The sequence below is a fragment of the Amycolatopsis lexingtonensis genome, from assembly GCF_014873755.1.
Lineage (GTDB): Bacteria > Actinomycetota > Actinomycetes > Mycobacteriales > Pseudonocardiaceae > Amycolatopsis > Amycolatopsis lexingtonensis.
Genome location: NZ_JADBEG010000001.1, coordinates 537,113 through 552,966, shown reverse-complemented (window position 1 = coordinate 552,966; position 15,854 = coordinate 537,113). Strand labels below are relative to the sequence as shown.

At 71.3% G+C, this 15,854-nt stretch carries 16 protein-coding genes; 10 read left to right on the top strand and 6 right to left on the bottom strand.

Features of this window, described 5'->3' with window-relative positions:
• Window positions 1-18: 18 nt before the first annotated feature.
• Window positions 19-693, bottom strand: a complete 675-nt coding sequence (locus H4696_RS02600) for a GntR family transcriptional regulator (RefSeq protein ID WP_086865424.1) — start codon at window positions 691-693, stop codon at window positions 19-21.
• A 78-nt stretch (window positions 694-771) separates the two neighbouring features.
• Here H4696_RS02600 and H4696_RS02595 point away from each other — a divergent pair, with 78 nt between their 5' ends.
• Window positions 772-1,542, top strand: a complete 771-nt coding sequence (locus H4696_RS02595) for an NAD(P)-dependent oxidoreductase (RefSeq protein WP_192782021.1) — start codon at window positions 772-774, stop codon at window positions 1,540-1,542.
• Window positions 1,543-1,668: 126 nt separating this feature from the next.
• Window positions 1,669-2,028, top strand: coding sequence for a hypothetical protein (locus H4696_RS02590; RefSeq protein WP_086855924.1), 360 nt, complete (start codon window positions 1,669-1,671; stop codon window positions 2,026-2,028).
• Between the two features lie 4 nt (window positions 2,029-2,032).
• Here the strand turns inward: H4696_RS02590 and H4696_RS02585 are convergent, their stop codons facing one another.
• The 4 genes from H4696_RS02585 to H4696_RS02570 all read right to left on the bottom strand — a co-directional run bounded on the left by H4696_RS02585 (window position 2,033) and on the right by H4696_RS02570 (window position 6,294).
• Entirely contained in the window at window positions 2,033-3,385 is a 1,353-nt protein-coding gene (locus H4696_RS02585) for an MFS transporter (RefSeq protein ID WP_086855925.1), read from the bottom strand.
• Between the two features lie 20 nt (window positions 3,386-3,405).
• A complete protein-coding gene (locus H4696_RS02580; protein ID WP_086855926.1) occupies window positions 3,406-4,320 on the bottom strand; it encodes an amidohydrolase family protein in 915 nt (304 codons plus the stop codon).
• Window positions 4,317-5,342, bottom strand: a complete 1,026-nt coding sequence (locus H4696_RS02575; RefSeq protein WP_086855927.1) for an amidohydrolase family protein — start codon at window positions 5,340-5,342, stop codon at window positions 4,317-4,319. The genes H4696_RS02580 and H4696_RS02575 overlap by 4 nt, the downstream gene beginning before the upstream one ends.
• 274 nt (window positions 5,343-5,616) lie before the next feature.
• The gene (locus H4696_RS02570; protein WP_086855928.1) at window positions 5,617-6,294 is read right to left on the bottom strand and encodes an alpha/beta fold hydrolase; all 678 of its coding nucleotides are present in this window, start codon (window positions 6,292-6,294) and stop codon (window positions 5,617-5,619) included.
• 100 nt (window positions 6,295-6,394) lie between these two features.
• Between H4696_RS02570 and H4696_RS02565 the strand changes: the two genes are divergently transcribed.
• Window positions 6,395-7,387 carry a helix-turn-helix transcriptional regulator gene (locus H4696_RS02565; RefSeq protein WP_086855929.1) on the top strand — a complete coding sequence of 331 codons (993 nt, stop codon included), beginning with the start codon at window positions 6,395-6,397 and terminating at the stop codon, window positions 7,385-7,387.
• Here H4696_RS02565 and H4696_RS02560 read toward each other — a convergent pair.
• Entirely contained in the window at window positions 7,353-8,519 is a 1,167-nt protein-coding gene (locus H4696_RS02560; protein ID WP_086855930.1) for an acyl-CoA dehydrogenase family protein, read from the bottom strand. The genes H4696_RS02565 and H4696_RS02560 overlap by 35 nt on opposite strands.
• A 75-nt stretch (window positions 8,520-8,594) precedes the next feature.
• Here H4696_RS02560 and H4696_RS02555 point away from each other — a divergent pair, with 75 nt between their 5' ends.
• From H4696_RS02555 to H4696_RS02525, 7 genes are all read left to right on the top strand, one after another.
• Window positions 8,595-9,326, top strand: coding sequence for an arsenate reductase/protein-tyrosine-phosphatase family protein (locus tag H4696_RS02555; protein ID WP_086855931.1), 732 nt, complete (start codon window positions 8,595-8,597; stop codon window positions 9,324-9,326).
• On the top strand, window positions 9,323-9,697 hold the full coding sequence (locus tag H4696_RS02550) for a VOC family protein (protein WP_086855932.1): 375 nt from the start codon (window positions 9,323-9,325) through the stop codon (window positions 9,695-9,697). The genes H4696_RS02555 and H4696_RS02550 overlap by 4 nt, the downstream gene beginning before the upstream one ends.
• A 338-nt stretch (window positions 9,698-10,035) precedes the next feature.
• Window positions 10,036-11,217, top strand: a complete 1,182-nt coding sequence (locus H4696_RS02545) for a carbohydrate-binding protein (RefSeq protein ID WP_086855933.1) — start codon at window positions 10,036-10,038, stop codon at window positions 11,215-11,217.
• Window positions 11,218-11,248: 31 nt separating this feature from the next.
• Complete coding sequence (locus H4696_RS02540; protein ID WP_086855934.1) at window positions 11,249-12,523, top strand: extracellular solute-binding protein; 1,275 nt, start codon at window positions 11,249-11,251, stop codon at window positions 12,521-12,523.
• Between the two features lie 76 nt (window positions 12,524-12,599).
• The gene (locus H4696_RS02535) at window positions 12,600-13,541 is read left to right on the top strand and encodes a carbohydrate ABC transporter permease (protein ID WP_249026807.1); all 942 of its coding nucleotides are present in this window, start codon (window positions 12,600-12,602) and stop codon (window positions 13,539-13,541) included.
• Window positions 13,538-14,356, top strand: coding sequence for a carbohydrate ABC transporter permease (locus H4696_RS02530; RefSeq protein WP_086855935.1), 819 nt, complete (start codon window positions 13,538-13,540; stop codon window positions 14,354-14,356). Before H4696_RS02535 ends, H4696_RS02530 begins: the two co-directional genes overlap by 4 nt.
• Window positions 14,356-15,849, top strand: a complete 1,494-nt coding sequence (locus H4696_RS02525; RefSeq protein WP_086855936.1) for a beta-N-acetylhexosaminidase — start codon at window positions 14,356-14,358, stop codon at window positions 15,847-15,849. The genes H4696_RS02530 and H4696_RS02525 overlap by 1 nt, the downstream gene beginning before the upstream one ends.
• Window positions 15,850-15,854 lie beyond the last annotated feature (5 nt).

Here is a 15,854-nt window from a genome sequence, read left to right as displayed (position 1 = left end):
ATCTTGGCGACGGTTTGCTCAGTGATGCAGCGGGGAGACCTCGGCGTCGGCCGCCTTGAGCGCTTCGATCACGCTGCCGAGGTGCACACGCGCGGCTTCGGCGGCCCGTTCGGGGTGGTGCGCGCAGATGGCGTCGATGATCGCGAGGTGCTCCGGCAGCGAGACCTGCGGGCGGCCGGGCCGCATCGCCAGCCGGAACTGGTGCCGGACACTCTGCCCGCGCAGCCGTTCGAGCACCTGCGCGGCCGTCTGCTGCCCGCCGATCTCGCGGACCCGCCGGTGCAGCCGCTGGTTGAGACCGGAGTACCCGACGACGTCCCCGCTCGCGACGGCCTGCTGCATCAGCTCGCCGAGTTCGCGCAGCTCGCCGACCTCGGCGTCGGAAACACGCTCGGCCGCCTTGGCCGCACACAGGGATTCGAGCATCATCCGGACCTCGGAGATCTCGACGGCCTCTTCGAGCGAGACCGCGCGCACGCGGGCGCCGCGGTTCTGCACGCGTTCGACGAGCCCTTCGTTGGTCAGCTCGATCAGCGCGGCCCGCACGGTGGCGCGGCTCGCCGCGAACTGGGCGGACAGGTCGGCCTCGACCAGGCGCTGGTTGGGCACGAACTCACCGCGGACGATGGCGTCCCGGATGGCCGCCACCACCGAACGCTCCCCCGGCTGCCGGTCCGCAGCACTCTCGGTCATACCCTCGACTCCGATTTTGTTGACAATTTTGTCGAGCACATCGTGCACTCGATCGTAGCTGGCGAGGAGGATTCTGCTATGACCGGAACCATCGCGGTACTCGGATTGGGGGAAGCGGGCAGCGAACTGGCCCGTGACCTGGCCACGGCCGGAGCGGTGGTGCGCGCGTACGACCCGGCCGTCGCCGCCGCGGCGGCGGGCGTCGTCGTCACCAAATCCGAAGCCGAAGCGGCCGACGGCGCCGATCTGGTGCTGAGCGTGAACAGCGCGTCGGCGGCGGTCGACGCCCTTCGCGCCGGGCTCTCCGGCCTGCGCCCGGGCGCGGCCTGGGCCGACCTGAACACCGCCGCGCCGGGCACGAAGCGGCGGCTGGCGGACCTCGCCGCCGAGCACAACGTGCCGTTCGCCGACGTCGCGATCATGGCGCCCGTCCCCGGCCGCGGCCTGCGCGTACCCATGCTGACCAGCGGAAAGGCCGCCGAAGCCGTCGCCGCCACCCTGAACGGCCTCGGTGCCGCCGTCGAGGTCATGCGCGGGGAAGCCGGGCTCGCCGCCGAGCGCAAGCTGCTCCGCAGCGTGTTCTTCAAGGGCATGTCCGCCGCCGTGGTCGAAGCCCTCGCCGCCGCCCGCGCCGCCGGCTGCGAAGACTGGCTGCGCGAGGTCATCGTCGGCGAGCTGACCGCCGCCGGGACGGCCACGGTCGACCGGCTGGTCAGCGGCTCCTACCGGCACGCCGTCCGCCGCACCGCCGAAATGGCGGTCGCCGCCGAGATGCTCGAGGACCTGGGCGTCCGGGCCGATGTCGCCGCGGCCGCGCGGGACCAGCTCCGGCACCTCGCCGATTCATAGCTTCGACGGCGTCCCCGGTCGCCAGTGGACTGTCCACATTGGTCTTCGCAGAGGGCGGCGGTCGCGCCGGCCGTTTGCCCGGCGCTCGACCGGGTAGCCCGAGCTGACCCGGCGAAAGGAACCCCAATGCCCGCGATGACCCGTGTCCTGGGAGCGTTGACGGCCGCCTACAGCGCGACGATCATCGCCGCGCCCCGAGTGCTCGCCAAGCCGTGCGGCCTGACGACGGCGTCCGGCGAGGTCAGCCCCGGCGTCCGCACGCTGGTCGGCGGAATCGGCGCCCGTGACGCGGCGATCGGCCTGGCCATGGTGTTCGCCCCGGCGGGGCGGCCCCTGCAGGTCGCCCTCGCCGCACGGGTGGCCTCCGACGCCGCCGACGCCCTCGTCTTCGGCGCCACCCTGCCGGACCGGACCGCGCGGAAGAAGGTCGCCGCGTTCGCCGTGGGGTGGGCCGCGTTGTGCGCGGTTTCCGCGGCGGTCCGGTAGGCCGTCAGACCCCGGCGGGTGCGGTGGCGGGCGGCTTGAGGCGGGCTTGGCGGGTCCGGGGTCCGAACACCGCCAGCACCACCGCGCCGACCAGCCAGGTTCCCGCGATGAACAGGAACACGCTCTGATAACCGCTGCCGTTGTACAGCGAGGCCACGATCAGCGGCCCCGCCGCGTTCGACAGGCGGCCGAGGCCGTACGACACGCCCGTGCCCAGTGAGCGGCCGCGGGTGTCGAACAGCTCCGGCGAATACGCGTACCCGAGGGCCGTGTAACCGCGCTCGAACATGTTGACCAGGAAGCCGAACACCACGATCAGGACCGGGTTGAACGTCAGCCCGTAGAACAGGCCGCACAGCGCGATGACCGTGCCGAACGCGACCAGGCACCACTTGCGTTCGAAGCGGTCGGTGACCAGGGCTGCCAGGTAAGACCCGAGCGGTGCGCCGACCGTCGTCAGCGCCACGTAGAAGACCGACTTCTCGACGCTGAAGCCCTCCTTGGCCAGCAGCGTCGGCGCCCAGCTCGAGTAGCCGAAGAACCCGATCGTCTGCGTCACCCACAGGACCGTGAGCAGCAGCGTCGGCAGCAGGTACTTCTTGCGCAGCAGCAGCCGCAGCGGCGCCTTGGCCACCGGGGCTTCGTCGATCGGCGGGGCCGGCTCCGGCAGCGGGCCCTTCTCCGCCGCGACCCGGGCCTCGATCTCGCGCAGCACCGCGTCGGCCTTCGCGTGCTCGCCCCGGCTTTCGTACCAGCGCGGCGATTCCTTCAGCTGCCGGGTGAACAGCACCAGCAGGACGCCGAGCGCGCCCCAGAGGTACACCAGCCGCCACTCCCAGTTGCCGAGCGGGACCACGACGCTCGCGATCAGGTTGGTCACCGGTGTGCCGCAGATGCCGATCACGATCGCGTACGCCTGGTACTTGCCGCGGTTGGCCGCCGGGTAGAGCTCGTTGACGTAGATGACCGCGACGACCGTCATCGCCGAGAGACCGGCCGACGTGAGGACGCGGAACACGCCCAGCGACACGATGTCCCACGAGAACACCGCCGCGAACGAGAAGACGCCGAACCAGACGGTCGTCCACATGAGAGCGTTCTTCCGGCCCCAGCGGTCGGCGATCGTGCTCGCGATGATCGAGCCGAAGAACATCCCGACGAACGACAGCGAGGTCACGTAGGCGACCTGGTTCACCGTCACGCCCCACAGCTTGATCAGCTTGGGCGCGGTGGTGGCGAAGCTGTTGATGTCGGCGAACTCGAAGAAGTAGGCGAACGAGACGGCCAGGATGGTCATCTTGTGGAAGCGCGAGATCGGCAGGCGGTTCAGCCGGTTGAGCGCGTTGGCGTGCTGCATTGCATGCCCTTCAGGGGGTTTCAGGCGGTTTCGCCGGGCCAGTAGAGGCGCATCGGGTTGTCGACCAGCAGCTTCCGCTGTGCCTCCGCGGTTTCCGCGATCAGCGGCACGTGGTCGACGAGGAGCCCGTCGTCGGGCATGTGGCTCTTGAGGTTCGGGTGCGGCCAGTCGGTCCCCCACAGCACCCGGTCGGGGAATTCCGCGACGACGCGGCGGGCGAACGGCACGACGTCGGTGTAGGCGTGCCGTTCGCCGTCGAGCGCCGGCGGCCCGGTGACCGTGAGCCGCTCGGGGCAGCTCACCTTCACCCAGACGTCGTTGCGTTCGGCGAAGTCGAGGAACCGGCCGAATTCCTTTCCCTGCACCGGTTTCGTGACGTCCGGCCGTCCCATGTGGTCGATCACCAGCGGCACCGGCAGCGTGCCGAAGAACCCTTCCAGCTCGGGCAGGTCGGCGGCTTCGAAGTAGAGCACGACGTGCCAGCCGAGCGGGGCGATCTTCTTGGCGATCGCGGCAAGGTCTTCCGTCGGTGCGGCGTCGACCAGCCGCTTGACGAAGTTGAACCGCACTCCGCGGACACCGGCCGCGTCGAGCTCGCGCAGTTCCGCGTCCCCGATGTCCGGCCGCACGGTCGCGACGCCGCGGGCCCGTCCGCCGGCCGCCCGGACGGCGTCGAGCATCGCGGAGTTGTCGGCGCCGTGGCAGGTGGCCTGCACGATGACGTTCCGGGCGACCCCGAGGTGATCGCGCAGCGCGAAGAGCTGGTCCTTGCTCGCGTCGCACGGGGTGTACTTGCGCTCGGGCGCGAACGGGAACTCCGCCTGCGGCCCGAAGACGTGGCAGTGGGCGTCGACCGCGCCGGGCGGCAGCGTGAAGTCCGGTGTGGACGGACCGGCGTACCAGTCCAGCCAGCCCGGCGTTTTGGGCGCGGTCACCGGCCCTGTCCCTTCAGCAGCGCGTCCAGGCGCGGGTAGACGGCGCGGGCGTTGTGCTCCCGGATCGCCGCCCAGTCCGCTTCGGACAGTTTCGCGGCTTCGGCGTACCGGCGGGTGTCGTCGAAGTGGTGGCCGGTGCGCGGGTCGACGCTGCGGACCGCGCCGATCATCTCGGACGCGAACAGGATGTTGCGCGCCGGGATGACGTCGAAGAGCAGGTCCGAGCCCGGCTGGTGGTAGACGCAGGTGTCGAAGAAGACGTTGCCCAGCAAGTGTTCCTCGAGCTCCGGCTTGCCCAGCGCCATCGCGAGGCCGCGGAACCGGCCCCAGTGGTAGGGCACCGCGCCGCCGCCGTGCGGGATGATCAGCCGCAGCGTCGGGAAGTCGGTGAACAGGTCACCCTGCACGAGCTGCATGAACGCGGTCGTGTCGGCGTTGAGGTAGTGCGCGCCGGTGGTGTGGAAGGCCGGGTTGACGCTGGTGGAGACGTGCACCATCGCCGGGATGTCGTACTCCACCATCTTTTCGTAGACCGGGTACCACGACCGGTCGGTCAGCGGCGGGGCCGTCCAGTGCCCGCCGCTGGGGTCGGGGTTGAGGTTCAGCGCGACGGCGCCGTACTCCTCGACGCAGCGGGTCAGCTCCGGCAGGCAGGTGGCCGGGTCGACGCCCGGGGACTGCGGGAGCATCGCCGCGGGCGCGAACCGGTCCGGGTAGAGCGTGCTGACGCGGTAGCAGAGCTCGTTGCAGATGGCTGCCCACTCCGACGAGGTCTCGAAGCCGCCGACGTGGTGGGCCATGAAGGACGCGCGGGGCGAGAAGATCGTCAGGTCGATCCCGCGTTCGTCCATCAGCTTCAGCTGGTTCGGCTCGATCGTCTCGCGCAGCTCGTCGTCGCTGATCCGCAGATCGGCCCGCGCGGGCGCGGCAGCGGAGCCGCCGAGCGCGGCGATCTGCTGGTCGCGCCACGCCGCGAGCGCGGGTGGTGCGGTGGTGTAGTGGCCGTGGCAGTCGATGATCAAGGTCAGTCCTCGTCGCTTCGCATGCTTGATGGTCGCACCCTAATCGTCGATGAAATTGTTGACAATATCTGCGACGAGGTTGTGACCGTATGCTGAGCGTCCCGAACCGCCCGTGACGAGCCTTCGTCAGGCCGGATCGATCACCCGAAGGTCGCGCTGAACAAGAACCGGCCTGGCGCCTGGCGGCCGGTGGTCACCTCGGGGACGGCCTCGACGAGACCGCCCCCGGCCTGGGCGATCTCGCGGCGGCCAGCGGCTGGGCCGGGTACATCCGTCAGGCCGTCGCGGCAAGGATCCGGGCGAGTTCGGCCGGCCGGGTGTGCATGGGCCAGTGCCCGGAGTCGATGTCGACGAAACCGAGGTGCTTGACCCGCGCGAGTTCGGGCACGTCACCGGCGGCGATCCACTCTTTCGCCTCGGCCACAGAGAACTCGGGGCACACGACGACGGCCGGTACCTCGAAGCGCCGCTCGTCGGTCAGCCGCACCACGCCCGTGGCCACCCCGGCGGGCACGGGGATCGCGGCGGCCGAGAAGGCACGCTTGGCCGCCTCGTCGAAGTCGACCGAATCCGGGCCCTCGAACGGCTCCCAGCCGGGGAAGGGCATGGCGCCGTCCCGAAGCTCGAAGAAGTCGGCGTAGGGCTTCCCGTCGGCGGCGGGGAAGCCACCGACGAACACGACTTTGGCGATCTCGCCCGGACGCGCGTCGGCGGCCAGCCACGCCAGGGTGGCCGCCGCCGAATGCCCGACCACCACGGGCTTGCCGGGGGCCGCGTCCACCGCCGCGACCACGGCGGCCATCTGGTCGTCGAGCGTGGCGGTGGTCGATCCGTCGCCCTGGCCGGGCAGGGTCACCGGCACCGGTCGGTGACCGAGCGACCGGAGCTCGGCCGCGACGTCGTCCCAGACGGATCCGTCGAGCCACAGGCCGGCGATGAGCAGGATGTCCATGATCAGGTTTTCCTCTCGTGCGGTACGTCGAGGTGTCACGCTAGAGCCAATTCCGGACAATCCGCTTCCGGTTCGGCGCATGATCGCCTAGCCTGCCCGGGTGCCGAGTGAGGTCAGCCCGACCGCAAGGGCCCTGCGCGCCCTGGAGATCCTCCGGACGCGCCCCGGCACGACCGCCGATCAGCTCGCCGAACGGCTGGGCGTCACGGAACGGGCCGCCCGCCGCTACGTCGGGATCCTCCGGGAGGCCGGCATTCAGGTCGACTCGGCCCGCGGCCCGCACGGCGGATACCGGCTGCGGCGGGGCACGCGGCTGCCGCCGATCGTGTTCACCCAGGCCGAGGCGCTGGGGCTGGTCATGGCGGTGTTCGACGGCCAGCCCGCCGCCACCGGCGGGGACGACCCCGTCGGCGCCGCGCTCGGCAAGGTCATCGAGGCACTCCCCGAGAACGTCGGACGGCAGGCGGCCGCGCTGCGCGAGCACGCCTCGGCCGCCCCCGACCGGCACTCGGCTCGCCCCGACCCCGGCACCACCAGCGCGCTCGTCGCCGCCGTCGCGGCCAAACGGCGAGTGCTGATCACCTACCGCAGCGAGGGCGGCTCCCAGTGGGAGGCCGAAGTGGACCCCTGGGCGGTCGTGACCCGCCACGGGCGCTGGTACCTGCTGTGCCATTCCCACCGCGCCGGCGCGGTGCGCACCTACCGGGTCGACCGGGTCCGGGCGGTCGGGCAGACCGCGCACGAGTTCGAGCCGCCCGCCGGCCTCGACCCGGTCGCGGTGCTGGAGGAAAACCTGGGTACGGGCTGGGACTTCCCCACCCGCGTCGTGTTCGACGCCCCGATGGCCGAGGTGGCGCCCTGGATCCGGCCGCCGATGGGACGGCTGCATCCGGCCGGCGACGGGTGCGTGCTGGTCGGCAGTACCGGCAACCCGGAGATGTACGCGCAGGAATGGCTGGCCACCATACCCTTCGGCTTCCGCGTCGAAGGCGGGGACGAACTCCGTGCCGCGGTCACGGCAGTGGCGACGCGCTTCGCCGCGGCCGTGGCACCGGTGCTCACGCGCGATCGCCCCCGATCGGATGGCGCTTGACCAGCTGCCGGGCGATGACCGTGCGCTGGATTTCGTTGGTGCCCTCGCCGACGATCATCAGCGGCGCGTCCCGGAAGTAGCGTTCGACGTCGAACTCCGTGGAATAGCCGTAGCCGCCGTGGATGCGCACCGCGGCCAGCGCGACCTCCATCGCGGTCTCCGAAGCGAACAGCTTCGCCATGCCGGCTTCGAGGTCGGCGCGCTCGCCGGAGTCGTAGCGGCGGGCGGCGTGGTGGACGAGCTGGCGCGCCGCCGCCAGCTTGGTGGCCATGTCGGCCAGGTGGTTGCCGACCGATTGGTGCTGCCAGATCGGCTTCCCGAACGCCTCGCGTTCCTGGGCGTAGCGCAGGGAATCCTCGAGCGCGGCCCGCCCGACACCGAGCGCGCGCGAGGCGACCTGGATCCGGCCGATCTCCAGGCCCCGCATCATCTGCGCGAAGCCCTTGCCCTCGACCCCGCCCAGCAAGGACGTCACCGGCGTCCGGAAGTCCACAAAGGACAGCTCACAGCTTTCTACGCCCTTGTAGCCCAGCTTCGGCAGATCGCGGGAGACCTCGAAGCCCGGCCCGTGCTCGACGAGCAGGATGCTGATCCCCGCGTGCGCGGGTTCGGCGCGCGGATCGGTCTTGCACAGCAGCGCGACCAGCTGCGAGCGGCGGGCGTTGGTGATCCACGTCTTGGCGCCGTCGACGACGTAGAAATCCCCGTCGCGGCGGGCGGTGGTGCGCAGCGCCTGCAGGTCGGAGCCGCCGCCGGGCTCGGTCAGCGCCATCGTCGCGCGGACCTCGCCGGTCGCCATCCGCGGCAGGTAGCGGTCCTGCTGCTCGCGCGTGCCGTGCTCGGCGATGAGCTTCGCGACCACGGTGTGCCCGCCCATCGCGCCGGCCAGGCTCATCCAGCCGCGCGCCAGTTCCTCGGTGATCACGGCGTAGCACTGCGCGGACACCCGCACCGCACCCCACGGTTCGGGGACGGCGAGCCCGAAGACGCCGAGCCGCTTCATCTGCTCGATGAGCGCTTCGGGGTAGGTGTCGGTGTGGTCCAGTTCCCGCGCCGACGGCCGGACGTCGCGGTCCACGAAGTCGCGCACGACCGCGACGATCGCGGCCTCCTCCTCGGTCAGCCCGTCCATCACCGGTCCTCTCGCTCGGGTCGCCCCCAGCATGACGCACTGTTCCATCAAACTCATTTGATGTATTCTCCGGAGATGGCACCGGAGCCGCCCGCGTTCGTCCGCCTCGCCGCACACCCGCTGCGGTGGTCGCTGCTGACCGCGCTCGCCGGCGGCGACCTGCGGGTCCGGGAGCTGGCGGAGCACGTCGGCCAGCCGCAGAACCTGGTCTCCTACCACCTGCGGCTGCTGCGCGACGGCGGCCTCGTCGTGGTGACGCGCAGCAGTTCCGACGGCCGCGACAGCTACTACCACCTCGACCTCGACCGGTGCTCCGCCGCGCTGACGGCGACCGGCGCGGCCCTGCACCCGGGGCTGCTCCGCGAGCCCGCACCCGCCCGGCCGGGGATCACCGTGCTGTTCGTGTGCACCGGCAACAGCGCCCGCTCCCCCATCGCCGCGGCCCTGCTGCGGCAGCGGACCGGCGGCCGGGTGGCCGCGACGAGCGCGGGCAGCCACCCCAAAGCCGCGCTGCACCCGGAAGCCGTCCGGGTGCTGGCCGAGGAGTTCGGCATCGACGTCGCCGGGCAGCGGCCGCGGCACCTGGACGCGGTCGCCGGCGACCGGTTCGACCACGTGATCACGGTGTGCGACAAGGTCCGCGAGGTCTGCCCCGCCTTCCCGCACCGCCGCCACTGGAGCATCCCGGACCCGGCCGCGGCGGCCGACCCCGGCGCGTTCCGGCGCACCGCGGCCGAACTCGACACGCGCGTCCGGCACCTGCTGCCCGAACTCGGTGCGGCACAAGACAAGGAGGTCCAGTCGTGACCGATCAGCTCGCCAGTGTCCGGTACATCGTCGACGACGTCCCGGCGGCGATCGACTTCTACACCACCCACCTCGGCTTCACGGTGCGGATGAGCGCCGGACCGGCGTTCGCCGACGTCGTCCGCGGCCCGCTGCGGCTGCTGCTTTCCGGGCCCGCCAGCTCGGGCGCGCGGGCGACCCCGGAGGATTCGGCGGCCGCGGGACGGAACCGCATCCACCTGGTGGTCCCGGACCTGGACGCGGAGATCCGGCGGCTGACCGACGCCGGGGTGCCGTTCCTCGGCGACGTCGTCGCCGGGCCGGGCGGGCGGCAGATCCTGCTGACCGACCCCGCCGGGAACCTGGTGGAGCTGTTCGAGGCCGCCCACTAGCGACCCGATGGGGGCCCGGGTGGCAGAACGCCGGCCCTGCCCCGGCCCGGCTCGGCACCCGAACCCAAGGTCCTGAATGAGTCATTCAGGACCTCCGAAGACCTGAATGACTCATTCAAGACGTTCGCACGCGCCGCCGGCCGTCGACGAACCTCGGACGCGCGACACTGACGACCTCACCCGAGCCCGCGCCGCCCATCCAGGACCGCGGACGGAAATTACCAAAGGTAAGTTCTGCTGCCTTCTTGACATGACCAATGGTCAGGAGGAGGGTACTGGCCACCCGATTCGTCTAGACCAATCGGCCTCCCCGCGGACGGCATCCCAGGAGGAGACCCATGTCCCGTACCACCCGGACCACCACCGCTGCCCTGACGAGCCTCGCCACCGTGGCCGCCACGGCCCTGATCCTCTCCGGCGGGGCCGACGCCAGCCCCGCGACCGCCGCGGCCGCCGATTGCGGCGTGCTCTTCGACGACTTCCACTACGCCTCGCCCACCGACTCCGCCTTCGGCGGGGCCGGCTGGACCACCCGCAACGACGTCGGCAGCCCCGGCGTGCCCGGGGCGCGCTGGCTGACCAGCAACGTCAGTTTCCCGACGGTCAACGGCGAACGCGTCGCCCAGCTGGCCGCGAGCACCGACGGCTCGGCCAACGGCACCACGCACGCCGAGATGTACCAGAACCAGTTGCGGTTCTTCGAAGGCACGTATGCCAGCCGCGTCCGCTTCACCGACGCGCCGGACAGCGGGACCGACGGCGACCACGTCAACGAAACCTACTTCACGATCTCGCCGCTGCGGTACGACCGCGACCCGCTCTACAGCGAGCTGGACTTCTCCGAGTACCTCCCCAACGGCGGCTGGGGCGGCTCGCAGGCGAACTACCAGACCAGCTGGTACACCTACTGGAACAGCCCGACGTGGGACGGCCTGCGCACGTCCACCGCGCAGAACCGCAGCATGGCCGGCTGGCACGACGTCGTCACGCAGGTCTCCGGCGGGCACGTCAAGTACTACATCGACGGCGTCCTGACCGCCGACCACACCACCGACGCCCAGGGCGACCCGGTCTACCCGCGCACGCCGATGTCGATCAACTACAACATGTGGTTCATCGACACCGCGGGCCACACGAGCGGGACCAGCGTCTACACCGAGCAGGTGGACTGGACCTACTACGCGGGCAACCAGGTCGTCTCCCCCGCCGACGCCGTCGCGAAGGCCGGGCAGTACCGCACCGCCGGAACGTCCCATGTGGACACCGTGACCGGCTGCACGACGCCGACCAGCCCGCCGGCCACCACGACCACCCAGCCGACCACCCCGACGACGCCCACCACCCCGACCACGCCGTCGCAGCCCGCCGACTGCTCGACGGCGCCGGAGTGGGACTGGGGCACGGTGTACCTCGGCGGCCAGCGCGTGAAGCACAGCGCCCACCTCTGGCAGGCGAACTGGTGGACCCAGGGCTCCGAGCCGGGCCTCACCGCCCAGTGGGCCGACCTCGGCCACTGCTGACCCCCGCCCACTCACGCCTCCGGGAATTTCCATGCGCAGACGCATCCTCGCCGCCGCACTGGCCGTCACCGCCCTGACCGCCAGTGCCTGCGGCACCGACACCCCCGCTCCCGCCGCCGGCGGGAACACCCTGACCGTCTGGCTGATGAACGGCGACCTGAGCGACAAGGCCACCGCGGCGATCACCGCCGCGTTCGAGAAGGCCACCGGCGCCAAGGTCACCGTCCAGGTCCAGGAATGGGACAACATCAACACCAAGATCAGCACCGCGCTGGCCCAGGACACCACGCCGGACGTCATCGAGATCGGCAACACGGACGTCCCGCTGTTCGCCGCCAACGGCGCGCTGACCGACCTCACCCAGCACCGCGCCGAGCTCGCCGCGGGCCAGACCTGGCTGCCCGGGCTCATCGGACCGGCCACTGTGGACGACCATGTCTACGCGGCGCCGCTGTTCGCGGGCAACCGGTCGGTGATCTACGACAAGCAGGTCTGGGCGGACGCCGGGGTCACCGCCCCGCCCACGACCTACGCCGAACTCACCGCCGCGCTCGACAAGATCAAGGCCAAGCACCCGGCGCCGGACTACTCGGTCTTCCACTTCCCCGGCCGGTACTGGTTCGGCGCGCTGCAGTTCGTCTGGGACGCCGGTGGCCAGATCGCCGTGCAGAAAGACGGCAAGTGGACCGGCGCCCTCGAAAGCCCCGAGGCGCAGAAGGGGTTGCAGGCCTGGAAGGACTTCCAGAACGCCTACTCCTCCGCCGCGTCCCGCAACGTCGACACCAAGGCACCCGACCAGGCCGCGATCTTCTCCGCCGGCGGCGCGGCGGCCATCCTCGACACGAGCGTCAACACCGTGGTCAAGAACAAGCCGGAGCTCAAGGACCGGCTGGGCACGTTCCCCTTCCCCAGCGCCACGCCCGGCAAGACGCAGCCGGTCTTCCTCGGCGGGTCCGACCTGGCGATCGCGGCCAAGAGCCGCAACCAGGACCTCGCGCTCGCCTACGTCAAGGCGGCGACGGACCCGGCCGTGCAGCGGGACGCGATCGTCGGCATCGACGGCTGGACCCCGATCTCGACCGAGCTGATCGACCGGATCACCCCGTCGCTGCCGCCGCTCAACGCCGCCTTCGCCACCGCGGCCAAGACCAGCGTCGCGACGCCGGCCGCACCCGGCTGGGCGACCATCGAGAGCGACAAGTCGATCAACACGTTCTTCGCCGACATCGCGACCGGGCGCAAGCCGATCGCCCAGGCGGCCAAGGACTTCGACGCCCACCTCACCGAAGCGCTCAACGCCCATTGACCGGCGGGGTGGCCCGGCCGACCGCCGTCCCCGCCGGGCCGCCCCGCCCCTTTCCCGCTTCCGACAAGGAGTCCCCGTGTTGCTCGTGAAGGCGCGGCCGCACGCGCCGGAAAGACCGGCGGTGCCCCGGCGGCGCCGGTCGCTGCTGCCGTACGGCCTGCTCCTGCCCGCGGCCGCGCTGCTCGGGCTGGTGCTCGGCTACCCGCTGCTGCGGCTGGTCGTCATCTCGCTGCAGGAGTACGGCCTCCGGTCGCTGTTCACCGGCACGACGGGCTTCGCGGGCTGGGACAACTACGCCGAGGTGCTCGGGGACGGCCAGCTGCTTCCGGTGCTCGCCCGCAGCGTCGGATTCTGCGCCGCGCTGGTGCTCGGCACGCTCGTCATCGGCTTCGCGGTCGCACTGCTGCTGCGCCGGTTGGGCCGCGGGATGCGCACGATGGTGACGATGTGCCTGATCGCCGCCTGGGCGCTGCCGAACGTGGCGTCCACTTTGGTCTGGCAGTGGCTGTTCCAGCCCGGCTACGGCGTGGTGAACTGGTTGCTCACCCAGGTCGGCTTCGGCGATCTCACTCAGCACGACTGGACGACGTCACCCGCGTCGGCGTTCACCTTGGTGTGGCTGCTGGTCGTCTGGCAGTCGGTGCCGTTCGTCGCGCTCACGCTCTACGCCGGTCTTTCGCAGATCCCGCAGTCCTACTACGAAGCGGCCGCGCTCGACGGCGCCGGGCCGTGGCGGGCGCACCGCACCATCACTTTCCCGTTCCTGCAGCCGATCTTCGGCCTGGTGACGATTCTTTCGATCATCTGGGACTTCACCGTCTTCAACCAGATCTGGATCCTCACCCAGGGCGGCCCGGACGGCGGCACCACGACGCTCGGCATCTGGACGTTCACCCGTGCCTTCAGCCGCAACGACTTCGGCCAGGGCGCGGCGATCGCCGTCGTCTCGGTCGCGCTGCTCGTCGGGCTGACCGCGGTGTACGTGCGCCGGCTCGTCCGGTCCGGGGAGGAGCTGTGATCCGCCGGACAGGCAGGAACGCGGCCGCGACGCTGTTCTGTCTGGTGTGGATCTTCCCGGTGTACTGGATGGTGCTCACGGCGTTCAAGCCGGCCGGCAAGATCCTCAGCCCCACGCCGGAATTCCTGCCCTTCGACGTCACCTTCGACAACTTCGCGGGCGCCCTCGCGAAGCCGGGGTTCCTCCAGGACCTGCTCAACAGCGTCGTGGTCGTCGTCGCGGTCGTCGCACTGTCCATAGTGGTCGCCTTCCTTGCCGCGACGGCGTTGACGCGGTTCCGGTTCTTCGGGCGGCGCAGCTTCCTGATCGGGGTCCTGGTGCTGCAGATGGTGCCGGTGCCCGCGCTGGTCATCCCGTTGTTCCTGAGCCTCAAGAGCGCGCACCTGCTCGACACGCTCTTCGGCCTGGTGCTCACCTACGTGGCGCTCGTGCTGCCGTTCACGATCTGGACGCTGCGCGGGTTCCTGCACGGCATCCCGGTCGAGCTGGAGGAAGCGGCGATGGTCGACGGCGCGACGCGCGGGCGCGTCATGCGCTCGGTCCTGCTGCCGCTCGTGCTGCCCGGGCTCATCGCGACCAGCGTGTTCGCCTTCATCACCGCCTGGAACGACTTCCTGTTCGCCTACGTGCTCATGAAGGACAGCTCGGGCTACACGCTGCCGGTCTGGCTGGTCTCGTTCAGCACCAGCACGGGCACCGACTACGGCGGCCTCATCGCGGCTTCGACGCTGTTCGCGCTGCCCGTCGTCGTCTTCTTCGCACTGGTGCAGCGCCACCTGGTCGAGGGCATGACCGCGGGCGCGGTGAAGGGCTGATGGTCATCCCCCACCCCGCGCGGCTGACCCGCCGCGCCGGTTCCTTCACGCCCGCCGGCGTCCACGCAGGGCCCGGTACCGACGGACCGGCCCGGCTGCTCGCCGGGTACGCGGACCTCCCGCTCGTCCACAGTGGACCTGCCGTCCGGCTCGCGCTGGCCCCGGGTTTCGGGCCTGAGGAATACACGCTCGACGTCACGCCGGAAGAAGCCGTGCTCACCGCGGCCACGGAAGCGGGCCTGCTCGCCGGGGTCCAGACGGTGCGTCAGCTCCTGCCCCGGCTCGAGTGCCTGACGATCCGGGACGCGCCCCGGCTGCCGTGGCGCGGGGTGCTGCTCGACGTCGCCCGGCACTTCCTGCCGCTCGGCTTCCTGCGCGAGTTCGTCGATCTCCTGGCGCTGCACAAGTACAACGTCCTGCACCTGCACCTCACCGACGACCAGGGCTGGCGGATCGAGATCGACGGGTGGCCGCGGCTGACCGAGGTCGGGGCCTGGCGCAGCGAATCGATGGTCGGGGCCGCGGGCAGCGGTGTCTTCGACGGCGTCCCCCACGGCGGTTTCTACACCCAGCGGGAGCTGCGGGAACTGGTCGAGTTCGCGGCACGACGCGGCATGCGGATCGTGCCGGAGATCGACCTGCCGGGTCACGTCCGCGCGGCGCTGGCCGCCTACCCCGAGCTGGGCAACCGGCCGGACACGCGGCTTCCGGTGTGGACGGAGTGGGGCATCAGCCCCGACATCCTCGGCGTCCACGACGGCGCGTTCGCCTTCTGCCGGGACGTCCTCACCCAGGTCGCCGGCGTCTTCCCGGCCCCGCACCTGCACATCGGCGGCGACGAATGCCCGACGACGCAGTGGGCCGAAAACCCGGTCGCACGGGCGAAAGCCGCCGCGCTCGGGCTGCGCACCACCGCCGAACTCCACCCGTGGTTCCTCGGCGAGCTGCACCGCGTGGTCGCCGCGCTCGGCAGGCAGGCGGTGTGCTGGGACGAAACCGGCCACGCCGCGGGCGGGCTGCCCGCGGAGCTGGTCGTCACCGCGTGGCGCGACGCCGCGCACGGCGCGCTGGCCGTGGCCCGCGGCCACCAGGTCGTGATGGCCCCGCACACCTCGACGTACTTCGACTACCGGCAGACCGAAGAACCGGGCGAGCCGCCCCGCGAACCCGTGACGACGCTGGAAGACGTCTACCGCTTCGACCCGCTGGCCGGCGGGCTCCCGGTCAGCGACGGCACCGGCCCGGGTGTCCTCGGGACGCAGGCCCAGCTGTGGACCGAGCACGCCCCGACCCCCGACCACGTGCGGCACCTGGCGTTCCCGCGGCTGTGCGCGCTGGCCGAACGGGCGTGGTCGCCACCGGGCCGCGGTTATGCTGATTTCCACCAGCGCCTGGCCGGGCACCTCACCCGGCTGCGCGCGCTGGGTGCCCTGCCGAAGGAGCGCGTCCGGTTCGCCGGCGCGGTCCCCGTACCCGAAAAGACGGTGCCTTGACCGCT

Excerpts from the sequence above, each read along its gene's own strand:
- H4696_RS02600 (WP_086865424.1), bottom strand. The coding sequence starts at position 693 with ATGACCGAGAGTGCTGCGGACCGGCAGCCGGGGGAGCGTTCGGTGGTG.
- H4696_RS02595 (WP_192782021.1), top strand. The coding sequence starts at position 772 with ATGACCGGAACCATCGCGGTACTCGGATTGGGGGAAGCGGGCAGCGAA.
- H4696_RS02590 (WP_086855924.1), top strand. The coding sequence starts at position 1,669 with ATGCCCGCGATGACCCGTGTCCTGGGAGCGTTGACGGCCGCCTACAGC.
- H4696_RS02585 (WP_086855925.1), bottom strand. The coding sequence starts at position 3,385 with ATGCAGCACGCCAACGCGCTCAACCGGCTGAACCGCCTGCCGATCTCG.
- H4696_RS02570 (WP_086855928.1), bottom strand. The coding sequence starts at position 6,294 with ATGGACATCCTGCTCATCGCCGGCCTGTGGCTCGACGGATCCGTCTGG.
- H4696_RS02560 (WP_086855930.1), bottom strand. The coding sequence starts at position 8,519 with ATGGACGGGCTGACCGAGGAGGAGGCCGCGATCGTCGCGGTCGTGCGC.
- H4696_RS02555 (WP_086855931.1), top strand. The coding sequence starts at position 8,595 with ATGGCACCGGAGCCGCCCGCGTTCGTCCGCCTCGCCGCACACCCGCTG.
- H4696_RS02545 (WP_086855933.1), top strand. The coding sequence starts at position 10,036 with ATGTCCCGTACCACCCGGACCACCACCGCTGCCCTGACGAGCCTCGCC.
- H4696_RS02540 (WP_086855934.1), top strand. The coding sequence starts at position 11,249 with ATGCGCAGACGCATCCTCGCCGCCGCACTGGCCGTCACCGCCCTGACC.
- H4696_RS02525 (WP_086855936.1), top strand. The coding sequence starts at position 14,356 with ATGGTCATCCCCCACCCCGCGCGGCTGACCCGCCGCGCCGGTTCCTTC.